The organism is Parahaliea mediterranea, assembly GCF_017255185.1.
Taxonomy (GTDB): Bacteria; Pseudomonadota; Gammaproteobacteria; order Pseudomonadales; family Halieaceae; genus JAFKCZ01.
Genome location: NZ_JAFKCZ010000015.1, coordinates 103,794 through 118,483, shown reverse-complemented (window position 1 = coordinate 118,483; position 14,690 = coordinate 103,794). Strand labels below are relative to the sequence as shown.

The 14,690-nt window shown below is 57.9% G+C and carries 9 protein-coding genes; 6 read left to right on the top strand and 3 right to left on the bottom strand.

Translation table 11 applies throughout. From position 1 onward, the window contains the following. Window positions 1-764 precede the first annotated feature (764 nt). Together JYP50_RS18155 and JYP50_RS18150 are read left to right on the top strand one after the other, a co-directional pair. On the top strand, window positions 765-1,430 hold the full coding sequence (locus tag JYP50_RS18155; protein ID WP_206561975.1) for a PEP-CTERM sorting domain-containing protein: 666 nt from the start codon (window positions 765-767) through the stop codon (window positions 1,428-1,430). A 945-nt stretch (window positions 1,431-2,375) separates the two neighbouring features. Then, the gene (locus JYP50_RS18150) at window positions 2,376-4,829 is read left to right on the top strand and encodes a TonB-dependent receptor (protein WP_206561974.1); all 2,454 of its coding nucleotides are present in this window, start codon (window positions 2,376-2,378) and stop codon (window positions 4,827-4,829) included. Window positions 4,830-5,094: 265 nt separating this feature from the next. Here JYP50_RS18150 and JYP50_RS18145 read toward each other — a convergent pair whose 3' ends face one another. Together JYP50_RS18145 and JYP50_RS18140 are read right to left on the bottom strand one after the other, a co-directional pair. Continuing rightward, window positions 5,095-6,291 (bottom strand): ATP-grasp domain-containing protein, encoded by a 1,197-nt coding sequence (locus JYP50_RS18145; RefSeq protein WP_206561973.1) that lies wholly within the window; start codon window positions 6,289-6,291, stop codon window positions 5,095-5,097. A 17-nt stretch (window positions 6,292-6,308) separates the two neighbouring features. After that, on the bottom strand, window positions 6,309-7,274 hold the full coding sequence (locus JYP50_RS18140; protein ID WP_206561972.1) for a sulfotransferase: 966 nt from the start codon (window positions 7,272-7,274) through the stop codon (window positions 6,309-6,311). Between the two features lie 110 nt (window positions 7,275-7,384). Here JYP50_RS18140 and JYP50_RS18135 point away from each other — a divergent pair, with 110 nt between their 5' ends. Next, window positions 7,385-9,064: a dipeptidyl-peptidase 3 family protein gene (locus JYP50_RS18135; protein WP_241263287.1), complete on the top strand. Its 1,680-nt coding sequence runs from the start codon at window positions 7,385-7,387 to the stop codon at window positions 9,062-9,064. A 74-nt stretch (window positions 9,065-9,138) separates the two neighbouring features. Here the strand turns inward: JYP50_RS18135 and JYP50_RS18130 are convergent, their stop codons facing one another. Next, entirely contained in the window at window positions 9,139-9,711 is a 573-nt protein-coding gene (locus JYP50_RS18130; protein WP_206561971.1) for a peroxiredoxin, read from the bottom strand. A gap of 142 nt (window positions 9,712-9,853) precedes the next feature. Here JYP50_RS18130 and JYP50_RS18125 point away from each other — a divergent pair, with 142 nt between their 5' ends. From JYP50_RS18125 to JYP50_RS18115, 3 genes are all read left to right on the top strand, one after another. Beyond that, window positions 9,854-10,726 (top strand): bifunctional methionine sulfoxide reductase B/A protein, encoded by an 873-nt coding sequence (locus JYP50_RS18125; RefSeq protein WP_206561970.1) that lies wholly within the window; start codon window positions 9,854-9,856, stop codon window positions 10,724-10,726. 334 nt (window positions 10,727-11,060) lie between these two features. After that, a complete protein-coding gene (locus JYP50_RS18120) occupies window positions 11,061-13,301 on the top strand; it encodes a TonB-dependent receptor (RefSeq protein WP_206561969.1) in 2,241 nt (746 codons plus the stop codon). 80 nt (window positions 13,302-13,381) lie between these two features. Continuing rightward, entirely contained in the window at window positions 13,382-14,689 is a 1,308-nt protein-coding gene (locus tag JYP50_RS18115) for an aminotransferase class V-fold PLP-dependent enzyme (RefSeq protein WP_206561968.1), read from the top strand. Window position 14,690 lies beyond the last annotated feature (1 nt).

The following is a 14,690-nucleotide window of genomic DNA, read 5'->3' as shown; positions in this document are numbered from 1 at the left end:
CCGCAGTCCCGCAGGGACTGCCATGTGACCGCGCCTGTTCAGCAAAGCTGAACGGCAAGGGGGCGCCGCAGGCGTCGCGCAGCGATGGCGAGCACCGCTCGCCACCCAAAGTAGGTCATAGCAGCCCAACGGGCTGCCTCTACCAGTCTACCCCCTCAGCGAGACTCGACCCAACACACGCAGGGGGTTTTGTTTTTTAAGGATGCGTTGATCTTCTGCCCCGTCCTGCCGCAGTCCCAAAGGGACTGCCATGTGACGCAGCCTGTTCGCCGAAGGCGAACGGCGCAGGGGCGCCGCAGGCGCACCCGAAAAGAGGGGCAGGCTCTCGCCGCAGCGATGGCGAGCACCGCTCGCCACCCAAAGTAGGTCATAGCAGCCCAACGGGCTGCCTCAACCAGTCTACCCCCTCAGCGAGACTCGACCCAACACACGCAGGGGGTTTTGTTTTTTAGGATGCGTTGATCTTCTGCCCCGTCCTGCCCCGCCCCAAAAAGCCACCATGTGTACCCAAAACATTCCCTGCGCTCACAGTGAATACCGGGAGATCACAACTACGGCCATATCAGCAGGGTTTCAAGGGAGTGATGTACGAACCTTGCGATTACCAATGGTTATCAGCTGATAATAATAAACCATTTTTCCCGATTTACGGACTCCTCTATTCTGTTCCCCGGCGTGTTCTGTCTTACACATAAAAAGAGAATGTGTAAGTCAATCAGTGAACTAACCCAATTTCGTGGTTAAACAACAAGGAGCGTTAATCCATGAACCGTTTCGTCTACACCCTCGCTGTACTCGGACTTGGCCTTGCCGCTACCTCCGCGCAGGCAATGCTGATGCAAACGCAAACCTGGTACATTACCGATGAAGCGGACGACAGCATTGTGTTCAATAGTTTCGACTCGAGTCTGGGTACTCTGACAGGCGTGGATGTGTTGCTAACCGGGAGCGGCAATATTTCCGGCGGCAGTATTTCAGGATTTGCGGATTATGCTTACAACACCGACCCGGGCGACTTTGGATTTTCAGGTTTGGTTGACGGGAGAATTTTTGCCGGTGGGCCAAGTGCACATCTGTTTATTCTTCTCCATGGCCCACACGTCAGCTGCTTTACGCTTAGCACCCCAGGTGTTTGTTCCGGTGACTACTCTGCCGCCGCTCTTTCTTTCTCAGAGAGCCGTTCAATCTCGCCGAGCGAGTTTGGTAATTACATCAATCAGAATCCGGAATTTTACTGGCTGATGGAAACAGATGTCTCAGAATTACTTGGCCAGCTTGCTGGTGGCCCTTCAACCAACTGGAGCGCCACCGGCGAGTTGAGCCTGATCTACACCTACGACCCTGCGGTCGCTATCCCTGCACCCGCCACCCTCACTCTCCTCGGCCTCGGTCTTGCTGGCCTCGGGTGGTCCCGCCGCAAGGGTGCATAATCGAAATTCTTCTTAAGGCCCGTCATGCGCGGGCTTTTTCACGTCTCAGAAAGGCACGATCAATTATCTTGTAAAGGACAAAGGGGTGCCATGTTGTGAAGCAGCCTGTTCGCCGAAGGCGTTCCGCAGGAATCGCAAGCAACGCTTGCGACCCAAAGTAGGTCATGGCTGCCAACGGGCTGCCTCTCCCAGCGTTCCCTCCCAAGCCAAGTTCTAGACTGTAAAGCAAACCCCCTGCAGCACAGCTGCAGGGGGTTTTGTTTTTTAAGGATGCGTTGATTCTCTGTTCCGTCCTGCAGCAGTCCCGAAGGGACTGCCATGTGTGCCCAAAGCATTCGCGGCGCTCACGGTGAAGTGCCGGGAGATCACAGCTACGGCTACATCAACAGGCTTTCAAGGGAGAGATGTACTAACCTTGCGATTACCAATGGTTATCAGCAGATAATAATAAACCATTTTTCCCGGTTTGCGGACTCCTCTACTCTGTTCCCCGGCGTGTACTGTCTTACACATAAAAATAAGGAAGTCCCACCATGCATCGACCGACCACTACTCCGGGGTCTTGCATCACTACCAGGATAATACCGGTCGGCCCGCTGCCATTACTTTCCGTCCTTCTTACGTCCCCCTGGTCCCAGGTGCGCTTTAGGGGCTTCCCATGCTGGATTTCCAGCGCGCTCACGCCGTACCCCAACGAGGCGGTGGGACCTGCCCGGCCTTTGCTCCGGCGGCAGGACGGAGGCTTCTGCGTGCAACCGGCGAAGACTTTCCGATACCTGCCGGGCGCGGCTTTTTACCGGCCTGCCAGGCCTTCCCGCCACAGTGGTGACAGGTGACGCTCAGCACTGGTCCGGCGCTCTAGAAGTACATGCCAAGGAAATATGGAAATGAGGTTGTTTCCAATAACAACTACGCGCCTGACGGCGCGCAAGGAGGAAAAAAGCAATGTCTTACCAACCTGTTAAGTCCCTTCTCGGCGTGGCGATCGCCACCGTTGTCGCCGGCGGCGCGCAAGCGCAGCACTTACAACTGGAGGAAGTGGTTGTAACCGCGCAAAAACGAGTGGAGAGTCTCCAGGACGTACCGATTTCGGTGAGCGCGATCAGCGGGCAGAAAATGGAGGATGCCAGCATCACCAATCTGGAGAGCCTGACGACCTATATACCCAATTTCTCCATGAACCAAGGTACGATCGCAAACAATATCACCATCCGAGGGGTCAGTTCGGGTGTCAATCCGGGGTTTGAGCAATCAACCGGCATGTACGTGGACGGCATCTATTACGGGCGCAGCCAGCTGTCACGGCTGCCGCTATTTGACATGGAGAGGGTCGAGGTACTGCGGGGCCCCCAGCCTATTCTATTTGGTAAAAACAGTATCGCGGGGGCGGTGAACATGACTACCGCCAGCCCCGGCGAAGAATTCGAGGGGCAGATTTCGGCGCTCTATGAATTTGAAGAGGAACAGCAGGACTACCGCGCCGTATTCAGCGGCCCGCTGACCGACACGCTTTCTGGGCGTATCGCCATGCTCTATCGTGACCAGGAAGGTTCGTTCACCAATTTCAACAGCAGCCACAACGAAAAACAGGAGGAGGAGACTGTTATTCGAGGTTCATTGCGCTGGATGCCGACCGATTTGCTGACAATGGATCTGAAGTATGAGCACGCGGAATTCGACGATGTGGGGCGCAACGTCGAACTCGCCCAAAGTATCGTGCGGGAGGACCTGGCTGGAACCGGAGCTGGCGTCGACTATGTTACGGCGTTGAATAACTTCGTGGGGCTGGTGAACAACACCCTCATGCTTGAGCCACCGGTGGATTTCGCTGGCGAGGATGGCGAGCTCAATCGGGTGCGCGGCAGCAACGGCGACTATCACAACAATACCGCCGATGTGCTCGTACTCGATATCGACTATGCGTTCGGGGAGTACACGCTGACCTCCACCACGGGTTATCTCGAGTATGACTTTGAGCAAAATTGCGACTGTGATTTTACCGGCGCTTCCATCCTCAATGCAGGCCAGGATGAATCCTTCGAGCAATTTAGCCAGGAGCTGCGTATTACATCGCCAGGAAACGAGACGGTGGATTATATCGCCGGTGTTTTCTACCAGACCAACGAACTGGACTTCCGGGATTCGATCAATGTACCGGACAACAGTCTCCTGCGACTGCTAAACCCCAATTTCAGGAACATCAGCAGCCGCCGGTTCGCTCAACAGGAAAGTGACATGTGGGCGGTCTTTGCACAGGCTACGTGGAATGTAAGCGATCGCTTGCGGCTGGTGTTCGGTGCGCGATACACCGAAGAAGACAAGGAGGCGACCAAGCAGCAGGTGCACTATGGCGGCAATACCGCCTTTCCGGCAACGGATCCTACGGGCACGTTGCCCAATGTGTACTTCGGCCTGAATCCCTTGTTCGGCGCTTTCGCCGTTGAGCCTTACGATACAATTAGAAGCGACAGACAGGAAGAGGCCTTTACACCCCTGTTCACTGTGCAATATGACCTCGGCGAGGATGCCATGGTGTACGCCACCTACACCGAGGGATTCAAGGCCGGAGGCTTCGATATCCGCTCCAATGGTCACCCCGATCCGTCGGTAGTAAACGCCTGTAACCTGGATACCAGTACCAACCCGCCAGCGTGTGCGGACGACATTGTCGGTGTGTTCGACTTCGACGAGGAAGAAGCCGAAAGTATCGAGGTTGGGGCCAAGGTGGGGCTTGGCGGTGTCGCGGAACTCAATATGGCGGCGTTTTATACCGAGTACACGAATTTACAAACGAGCCAGTTTGACGGCATTCTTGGCTTTAATGTGACCAATGCCGGTAAGGCGGAGATTCAGGGACTCGAACTCGACGGGCGCTGGCTCGTGGCGGAGGGGCTGACCCTTTCCGGGGCCGTCGCTTGGCTTGACTTCGAGTACACTGATTTCAAGAACAACCAGTGCTATTTCGGCCAGCAGGTATTGGAGCCCGGGAGTGTGCAACCTGACGGCGTGACCTGCGACGCCACTGGCAAACGCAAGGAATACACACCGGAGTACAGTGGCACTCTCAGCGCGGATTACGTGATTTCCTTCGGCAACAACCTGGAACTGCGTACCGTACTTGACCTGGTGTTCAGCGACGACTACCTGTTTACTCCCACATTGGACCCGCGGAACAAGCAGGACGCCTACACCAAGTGGAATCTCCGCGTCGCCCTGAGTGACGTCGCCGGGAACTGGGAGCTGGCCTTTATCGGCAAGAATCTCAGTGACGAGGATGTTGTGACGTTCGGTGGTGACGCACCCCTGGCAGGGGCGCTGACCGGCGGCACCGGTACTGCGTACTACCAGTTTCTGGACCGTCCCCGCACGTTCGCGCTGCAAGCGCTGTATCGTTTCTGAGTTGTCGCGTCCCCCGGGCGGTGTGGTGTTTTGCCCGCCGGCCGGGGCACCGCCAGCTGATGGACCCCGGTGCCCCACGGTAGGGGCGTCGGTGTCGGATGCCTCGTTTCAGATTCGGTGGTGTCTCTGAATTTGTCGAGCCAATGGGCGCAAACCAAGCACTTGCAATCGCTCGAACTGGAAAAGGGCATCCCCTTCCGGGGGGCGCCCCCAATCCGGTTTATGCAGAGTACAACCGCAGGGTGTTTCCGTTTTTAAATCTCCTTCAACGCTCAAACAACACACCGCGCAAAAATTCCCACCAGGCGCGTATGTAGAGCTGCCGGTCGCCGGGATAGTTCCAGTCCGCCCGAACCCTTGGATGTACCATGAGGACAAAGTACTCGGCGATGGCTTTCAGCCAGCGTGAGGTTGATACATCCGGGTCTTTCATCAGCGATCGGACATAGCCTATTTCAAGCGGTACCGTCCACCTGGCCATAAGTCCCTCGGCGTACTCCGGTTGCTTGTCGTTGGCTGCGCGATCAAAGAAAACATCCGCCAATAACTGGGGGAAATTCACGCCCGAGAATATAGCCAGGTGCAGAGCCGCCCAGAAGCGGGCGTTCATTTCCATGAGATAGAATCGCCCTGTCTCTGGATTCCACCGATATTCCATCATGGCGACCCCTTGCCATTCCATCGCTTCAAGCTTTAAGCGGGCATCTTCCATCATGGCGGGGTGGTGCCAGCTCTCGCGCAGCGAGCTGAGACCACCCGTATGGGGTACTTCGTGGAGGCAGCGGTTGCTGAACTGCGCCAGAATATTGCCGTTCCAGCGTAGAAAGTAGCAGCCGGCCCCAATTCCCGGTGCAAAACCCTGGACCATAAGTAATTTGAACCGTTTGCGCAGGACCTTGATGCGTTCAATGGCCTGTTTGGCGGTATCCGCGCGAGCCACTTCGCCGTGGACGGTATCCAAGCCGTGGCATCCGTCTGCCTTTATAAACAACGGTAGCCCCAGGTCCGCCAATTGCTGCTCCGATGGCAGGGCCTCGTCTTGCTCTAGCAAGAGAAAAGGAGGCAGATTCTCAAGGAGATGAGGGTTTGCGGTAGCGCGGTCCTGAATTCGCTTAAAAAGGTCGTACTTACCAAACCCGGAAAAGAGGGTGTCGCTATCATCCGGGAGCGGTAGCAAGGGCATGAATTCCCGAATATGATTGCGAACCCCGAGCACAAAACCCTCGGAAGGAATAATCAGGCGGATACTATTGGCCTCGATGTACTCCCGTAGCCAGGGAATAAATTCAGGGGTTTCATAGCGGGGATGCACGCAGGTAGCAGCGGCATAGCGAGAGTGCAGCCCGAGCGCACGAGGTTGCCAGGAACAGGCGTGGACTTGGTAACCCGCGCTGCCCAGTGAGCGAATAGCACCAATGGCTCCGAGTGCATATGACTCCATAACCATCACTGGTTCTTTCATCGTACTATATTGTCCTTCTATTCGGTGTTCTGGCCTGACCTGGAAAGCAGTTGCAAGTGGTCTCGAATTCTTTCGCGGCGTTCGGAATCAAGATACGTGTTGGCGCTTGGGGTGAACGATTGCGGAATGCCACCACGATGTGTCAGTTCAATGCCGCTGTGAGTGTGGTAAAAATCGGCGCAGGCACGCATAACGGCATTTGGCTCCTTGCACAGGTCAGTGTAGGTAATTTCCAGGCATCTGTGCGAGCCAATTGCGGCCAGGTCGCGATCAATATCACAATCCGTATAGAATATTTCCTCGCAGACATGCTCGAGAGGGTCCGTTGTCGTGATGTTCTGGTGATTGCTAGGCCGGAGAGAGAACCAAATATCATGGCCCTTCATTTCGTGCTCCAGTGCATGCAGTACAGATTCGGCAACTCGCTCATGCTCCCGGCGAATACGCAGGAAGATACTGTTCGGGAACGCACGGTCGAGCTCGAGAATGCGGCCGTTGTTACGCTGGGCCTTGTTAACGAAGGGGGCATCGAACACACGTTCCAGGAGAGATACGGTTGCCTGGATCTGTTGTATTTCCTTCTCGGCCAGGGACCCCCGTGGACTGTAAACAGGTTCATAGGGGAACCATCGCAGCCAGATCTTGGTGCCGTCATAAGGCTCGTCCCAATGGCGGGTTCGACCGTAATAGCTGCTGAAGTCGGTAGCGCCGCGACCGCCCTGCAGTAGCTTTGCCAACCAGCCGACAAGTACCGGGCTCGATGGAAACCGGCTAATGAAATTACTGAAATAGCAACATTGATAGGACTGGAGCAAGGCCTGTAGCAACAAGGTGGTTCCCGAGCGCGGGGGGCCAAGAATAAAAATCGGCGGGTAGGGCGGAGGTAACTGATTCCGCTTTAGCAATACACGCTCGGTGTATTGAAGAGTTTGCTCAACTGGCCACTTGGCCCAGTGTTTGACGCTGGCAACAGAACTGGTCAAGCCTGAATCCTTCAGGGTTTGGAGAGGAATATACTATCATGATCGAAGTGCCGGACTTTCGCGGCGCGAATATGTATGCACTGAACCAGTAAATGACTATAGGTGACGAAATGCGCAAGGTAAATATAGGTGCCATGGTACTGGGCACGGTACTTTCCGTATTCGGCGGTACCGTCTCGCAGGGGCAGGAGCGGTCGGGCTCGGCGGTCGATGCCGTTCCCGGAGCCGCCCTGGTTTCTCCGCAGCGATTGCGGATATACGCACCGGTGGAGTTAACAGCTGATCTCACAGGGCTTGGCGATAGGCAAAGGGAAATGCTGGCGTTATTGATCGACGCGGCGGAGCTGATGGATGAGCTGTTCTGGGACCAGGCCTTTGGCTTTGAAAACAAAGAAAGGCTCCATGACCTGATTGCCGACAGGTCGGAATTGCACGAATTTGCCAGGGTCAACTACGGTCCGTGGGATCGCCTGAACGGCAACAGCCCCTTTGTCGCCGGTTTTGGCGCCAAGCCGGAAGGCGCCAACTTCTATCCGGCCGATATGGACAGGGATGAGTTCGAAGCCTGGGATGAACCCGCGAAACGCGGGCAGTACTCCCTGGTAAGGCGTGACGGCAAGGGTGACCTGGTCTTGCAGCCGTACTCGCAGGCTTACGCCAGACAGCTACAAGACGCAGCCGAGCTTTTGCTGAAAGCCTCGGAGTTGGCGGAGGATCCCGGGTTCGCGGGGTACCTTAAGTTGCGCGCGGTTGCCCTGGTAAGCGACGATTACCTTGCCAGCGACATGGCCTGGATGGATATGAAGAGCAACCGCATCGAGCTGGTGATCGGGCCCATCGAGAATTATGAGGACCAGCTGTATGGTTATCGCACCGCGTTCTCTGCCTATGTCCTGTTGAAAGACCTGGCATGGAGCGAGCGACTGGCGCGCTTTGCAAAGTACCTGCCTGAACTGCAGAAAGGTTTGCCGGTCGATGATGCCTATAAGCGCGAAATGCCCGGTACGGATTCCGACCTCAATGCTTACGATGTGCTGTACTACGCCGGTGATAGTAACGCGGGCTCCAAGACCATTGCGATCAATCTGCCCAACGATGAACGGGTGCAGCTGGAAAAAGGGACCCGTCGGCTGCAGTTGAAGAATGCCATGCGAGCCAAGTTCGACAAGATACTGGTTCCCATCTCGGAACAGCTGATCGCGCCAGAGCTGCGCCAGCACGTCACGTTTGACGCCTTTTTCGCCAACACCATGTTTCACGAAGTGGCGCATGGCCTGGGTATAAAAAATACCATTACTGGACAGGGAACGGTGAGGGCCGCGCTCAAGGAGAGCGCATCGGCGCTGGAGGAGGGCAAGGCCGACATCCTCGGCCTGTATATGGTGACCAAGCTGCACGAGAAAGGGGTGTTGGAGGAAGGCCGGGTGATGGACAACTACGTCACTTTTCTCGCCAGCATATTCCGCTCGGTACGTTTTGGAGCTGCCTCTGCCCATGGCAAGGCGAATATGGTCCGCTTCAACTACTTTCGCGACGCCGGGGCTTTTACCCGCGACGAGCAAGGCCGTTATCACGTGGATTTTGACAAGATGCAGCTCGCGATGAACAGTCTGTCCCGTTTGATCCTGACCCTGCAGGGGGACGGTGACTACGAGGGGGTAAAACGCCTGCTGGCGGACCAGGGCGTTATTGGCGATGAATTGCAGGCAGATCTTGACCGGCTGTCGATGGCCGGTATTCCAGTGGATATTGTGTTTCGCCAGGGCAAGGATTTGCTCGGGCTACGGTAAGGTGTTTCCCGGCGCGACCGGGTGCCCCGCGAGAGAGGGAAGCCACCCCGCGTCCGCGCGCGGGGTGTGATTGCCTAGCCTTCGAACGTCTTACGCGGGTCGCTCGGCCCGCTGGCCTTCTCGCCCTTGAGATAGGCTAGCATGGTGTCAGCGTCGGAAACTTCAAAGGGGTCGGTGGGGCAAAGGTCGCCAAAGTCGGGCTCGATAAAGATCTTTTCGATCTTACCGTCATCCACCAGCATTGAATAGCGCCAGGAGCGCATGCCGAAGCCCAGGTCGGACTTGTCGACCAGCATGCCCATCTTGCGCGTGAACTCGCCATTGCCATCGGGCAGCAGGTAGATGTTCTTGTTGCCTTGCTGTTTGCCCCACTGGAACATGACGAAGGCGTCATTGACCGACAGGCAGATCACTTCGTCGACCCCCTGCGCCTTGAATTCGTCGTAGAGCTCGTCGTAGCGTGGCAGGTGATTGGACGAGCAAGTGGGTGTAAAGGCCCCCGGTAGCGAAAACAGCACGACTTTCTTGCCGGCAAAGATGTCCTCGGTGGTCTTATCCTCCCAGCGGAAGGGGTTGGGGCCGTCGACGGATTCGTCCCTGACCCGGGTTTTGAATACCGCGTGTGGAACGCGTCCCTCTGTAATCATAATTGCCTCCATCTACACTTCATGAACAAGTACCGGACCAGGCGTGTACGCTAGCTGCACGGTACTGAATGATCGATTACTATTGAGCATAAATTGAAACAGCTTGTCAAAACAATCGTTACCCGCGGAGGTGGATGTAGCAATGGCCAGTGACTGGAAACCCTTGAGCCCGGAAGAGCATCGCGTGATCGTGGACAAGGGCACCGAGGCGCCGTTTTCGGGCGAGTACAATGATTTTTTTGCGTCCGGTACCTACGTTTGCCGGCGTTGTGAAGCACCGCTATATCGCTCAGCCGACAAGTTTCCCTCGCATTGCGGCTGGCCGAGTTTCGACGGAGAGATCGAGGGGGCGGTGCGGCGCGAAGTCGACGCCGATGGGCGTCGAACCGAGATACTGTGCGCCCGCTGCGGCGGCCATCTCGGACACGTATTCGAGGGCGAGATGCTGACCGCGAAGAACGTCAGGCACTGCGTCAATTCGCTGTCCATGCATTTCGTGAGTAACCAGGACCAATCCGAGAAGGAGGGGAGAGCTATGCACAAGGCGTATTTTGCCGGTGGTTGTTTTTGGGGCGTGGAACACCTGATGCGCCAGCAGCCCGGCGTGGTGGACGTGGTGTCTGGCTACATGGGTGGGCACATGGACAACCCGACTTACCAGGAGGTCTGCGCCAGGACCACAGGTCACCTGGAGGCGGTTGAAGTGACCTACAAGCCCGACGAGGTAGGCTACGAAACCCTGGCCAGGCTTTTTTTTGAAATCCACGATCCGACCCAGGCCGACGGGCAGGGGCCCGACCTCGGCGAGCAATACTTGTCCGCCGTATTCGTCGGTAGCGATGACGAGCGGAAAATCATTGAGCAACTTATCGCCCAGCTGCGGGAGAAGGGGCTGGAAGTGGTGACACGGGTACTCCCGGTTGTTCGCTTTTGGAAGGCGGAAGAGTATCACCAGCGCTACTACGAGCGGACCGGCAAGGAACCCTACTGCCACGTGTATACCCCTCGATTCTAACGCACACTGGGTGCCCCTGGCCGGACTCATCTCTGTCTGCGGCGTGAATCCGGCTGTCATCCCAGCTTCACATAACCATCACGTTTCCTTAACGCTTTCCCCCTAGGATTTGCTGCGCCGTCGTTCGGCGACGGCCCATCCAACAGACAATGACCCCGGGGAATCGAATATGCATCCATTCTGCCGCAAGCCGCTGATTTTGGCGGTTGCCTCTGCCCTCGCACTGCCGTTGTACGCCCAGGAGGGGCAAGACAGGAAGGAGGGAGCTTCTTCGTTACTGGAAGAAGTCATTGTAACCGGTACTCGGGTAGAGAACCGGACATCCTTTGACTCAATGGCCCCCATTGATGTGGTGTCGGAAGAGGCATTGGGTAGCGTTGCGTCCAGTGAGCTGGTGGACAAGCTGACCCATATCACCCCTTCCTTCAACGTCCAGCGCCTGCCGCTAAACGACGGCCTGATCTACGTCCGCCCGGCCACTCTTCGCGGCCTGTCACCCGATCACACGCTGGTGCTGGTCAATGGCAAGCGTCGCCACCGCTCGGCCCTGCTCGGTTACCGTGGCGCGCAGGGCGCGGATCTGGCGCAGATCCCCAGCTTTGCGGTAAAACGCATTGAAGTACTGCGGGATGGCGCGTCGGCCCAGTACGGTTCCGACGCCATCGCAGGTGTGATCAACCTGATTCTCGAAGATTTCGTGGGTTTTGACTCTTACGTACAGGGTTCCCAGTACGCGGAGGGTGATGGCGACGAAGTCCAGGTAGGCTTGCGCGGCGGGCTGGACCTCGCCGACAACGGTTTCCTCACCGGGACCCTGGAATACACCGACGCCGATCCCACATCGCGCTCGCGGCAGCGCCCGGACGCGGTGGATTTTCAGCAGGCGAATCCGGACCTTAATGTACCCAACCCGGTACAGGACTGGGGCCAGCCCGAGCGGCAAGCCCTGCGTTTCGCGCTCAATGCGCAATACGCACTCAGCGACCGGACGGAGTTTTATGGCTTCGGTACCTACGGCGAGGGGGAGGGCAGTAGCGATTTCAACTGGCGCAACCCCGAATCCACCAGCGCCTACCGGCCGAGCCCGACGGCTTTTCCCGACTTCGATCTGCACGATATCTACCCCGCGGGTTTCTCGCCGCAATTTTCCCAGGAGGACGAAGACCTCTCCACGGTGGCGGGCCTGCGCGGCGACATCAACCCGCAACTCAGCTGGGACTTGAGCGCGTCCTACGGGCGCAACGATATCGAGTACTATCTCGACAACACCATCAACGGTTCCCTGGGGCCGGAAAGCCCGACCAGTTTCTACGCCGGCTCGCTGATCCAGAGCGAAGCCAACCTGAACCTGGATTTTGTCTACAGTTGGGAGCTCGCGGCCCTGGCCGCGCCCGCCAATGTGGCCTTCGGCGCCGAGCGCCGCGAGGAAACCTACGAAATCGAGGCGGGTGACCCGGCATCCTACGCGGTCGGCCCCGGCGCGGTTGACGGTCTGCCCTCGGGCTCCAACGGTTTCCCCGGCTACAGTGCCGACCAGGCCGATGAATACGACCAGGAGAGCTACGCCGCCTACGTGGACCTCGAAGCGCCCCTGACCGATCGTTTGACCACGGGCGTTGCACTGCGCTATGAGGATTTCTCGGAGTTTGGCGATACCACCGATGGCAAGCTGTCGCTGCGCTATGAATTCAGCGAGGGTTTTGCCTTGCGCGCGACGGCTTCCACCGGTTTCCGCGCTCCCACGCCGGGGCAGCTGGGGAGTACGCGGACTTCCCAGGGGTTGGATACCGAAACGCTCAACCTGTTCACCAACGGCCGTCTGTCGCCGACCGACCCCATAGCGCAATATTTCGGGGCAAAAGCGCTGGAGGCCGAGGAATCGACATCGTTCACGGCGGGCGCGACTTTCCGTACCGATAGCGGTTTCAGCGGCTCTCTGGATGTGTACCAGATCGAAGTGGACAATCGCTTTGGCCAGTCGCAGACCTATACGGTCACCGACGACATACGCTCCGAGCTGGTCGCCGAGGGCGTGCCCGGAGCCGAGTCGATCACCGGTGTGAACTTCTATACGAATGCCTTTGATACGCGCACCCGCGGCGTGGATCTGGTTGCCAGCTACAGCATGCCCGCGGGTGAAGGCGATTTGGTACTGGGCATGGCCTGGAACTATAACGATACCGAAGTCACGGAAACCGACGGCACTATCGGTGAAATCGGGATCGTGCGCCTGGAAGACGGCCTGCCGGAGCTGACGGGTAATCTTTCCGCCCAATACCGGGTGCATGGCTGGGATATTCAGGGCCGCCTGCGGTACTACGGTTCCTGGACCGATGCCAGTGGCCAGCCCACCGGCGATATCTACCAGGATTTCAGCGAGGAAACTTTCTTCGACCTGTCGCTCAGTTACCAGTTCGACGGTGGCGTGCGCGCGACCTTCGGGGCGGAGAACCTGTTTGACAACTATCCGGACGAGGCGACATTCCAAGCCAATCGCGGACTGGTTTATTCGCGTAACTCACCCTACGATACCGACGGCGCGCTTTATTACATGAAGCTCAACTACTCTTACTAGGCCGTCATTGTAGGGTTGTAGCACCCGTTGGCCACCGTCCCCTGGGGCGGTGGCCATGTTGTTTTTAAGGAAGGAACTGTATGGATTTCGACGCGGGAAGGCGCCGGTGGTTGCGTCGGGCCACCGGTATTTCGCTGGCCGCCCTGGCCTCGCCCACGCTGGCGAGTCTGGCGACGGCAAGTCCGGTTGGGGGAGGAAAGAGCGTGTCGCGGCTTGTCGCGAACGACGAAGCCTTCTGGCGAACGGTGCGAGAGCAGTACTGGTTGCCCGAGGGGCTTGTGCAGCTGGAAAATGGCAACTGGGGCGTGATGTCCAAGCCCGTGCTCGAGGCCTATCAGCGCCACACCTTCAGGGTCAACCGGGATGCCTCCTATTATAGCCGTCGCCAGTTCTGGGGCGAACTGCAGCCCATTCGGGCCCAGGTGGCGGAAACGCTCGGCGTGTCGGAAGGCGAGATTGCCTTTGCCCGGGGCGCTACCGAAGTACTGCAAAACCTGATCAGCGGCTATCGCCTGCTCGAACCCGGTGATGCCGTCATGTTTGCCGATGTGGATTACGACAGTATGCAGTCGGCCATGGCCTGGTTGCGCGAGCGCCGCGGCGCAACCGTCAAGACCATTGACCTGCCGGAACGCGCGTCCCGGGAACAGTTGCTCGAGGTGTACCGCAAGGCCCTGGATGACAATCCCGATGTGCGATTGTTGTTACTGACGCACCTGAGCCATCGCCATGGTTTGGTGTTGCCGATTCGCGAAATCGTGGCAATGGCCCGGGAGCGCCAGGTGGATTGCATTGTGGACGCAGCGCATTCCTGGGGCCAGATGGACTTCAATGCAGCGGATTTGCAGGCGGATTTTGTCGGATTTAACCTGCACAAGTGGATGGGGGCGCCAATCGGCGTCGGGGTCATGTACGTTCGCCGCGAACGTCTGGATGCCATTGCCCCCTATCTCGGTGAACAGGGGCTTCCGCAAGACGATATCCGCGCCCGTATTCACACCGGTACATCGAACTACGCCGCCCTGCTCAGCGTACCTGACGCGCTGGCGTTCCACGCAGAGGTGGGCGCGGCCAACAAAGCCGCGCGCCTGGCCTACCTGCGCCGGTACTGGGTGGAGCGGGCCAGCGAGATTCCGGGTATCGAGGTGCTTACCCTGGACGGCGCAGGCGACCACGCCGGTATCGCTTCCTTCCGCCTGAACGGTGAGCGTTCCACCGAGGGCAATGTCGCCATCGCCCGGCGTTTGCTGGAGCGTCACGGGGTGTTCACGGTACACCGCACCGGCCTTGCCGGAGGCGCCTGCGTTCGGGTCACGCCGGCGTTGTTCACCACCACCGCCGACCTGGATGCCCTGTTGCTGGGACTGCGGGAAATCGCCCGGGCCTGAG

Bases quoted from the DNA above. Each gene is read 5' to 3' on its own strand.
- JYP50_RS18135 (WP_241263287.1), top strand. From the start codon at position 7,385: ATGCGCAAGGTAAATATAGGTGCCATGGTACTGGGCACGGTACTTTCC.
- JYP50_RS18120 (WP_206561969.1), top strand. From the start codon at position 11,061: ATGGCCCCCATTGATGTGGTGTCGGAAGAGGCATTGGGTAGCGTTGCG.
- JYP50_RS18125 (WP_206561970.1), top strand. From the start codon at position 9,854: ATGGCCAGTGACTGGAAACCCTTGAGCCCGGAAGAGCATCGCGTGATC.
- JYP50_RS18115 (WP_206561968.1), top strand. From the start codon at position 13,382: ATGGATTTCGACGCGGGAAGGCGCCGGTGGTTGCGTCGGGCCACCGGT.
- JYP50_RS18150 (WP_206561974.1), top strand. From the start codon at position 2,376: ATGTCTTACCAACCTGTTAAGTCCCTTCTCGGCGTGGCGATCGCCACC.
- JYP50_RS18145 (WP_206561973.1), bottom strand. From the start codon at position 6,291: ATGAAAGAACCAGTGATGGTTATGGAGTCATATGCACTCGGAGCCATT.
- JYP50_RS18130 (WP_206561971.1), bottom strand. From the start codon at position 9,711: ATGATTACAGAGGGACGCGTTCCACACGCGGTATTCAAAACCCGGGTC.
- JYP50_RS18155 (WP_206561975.1), top strand. From the start codon at position 765: ATGAACCGTTTCGTCTACACCCTCGCTGTACTCGGACTTGGCCTTGCC.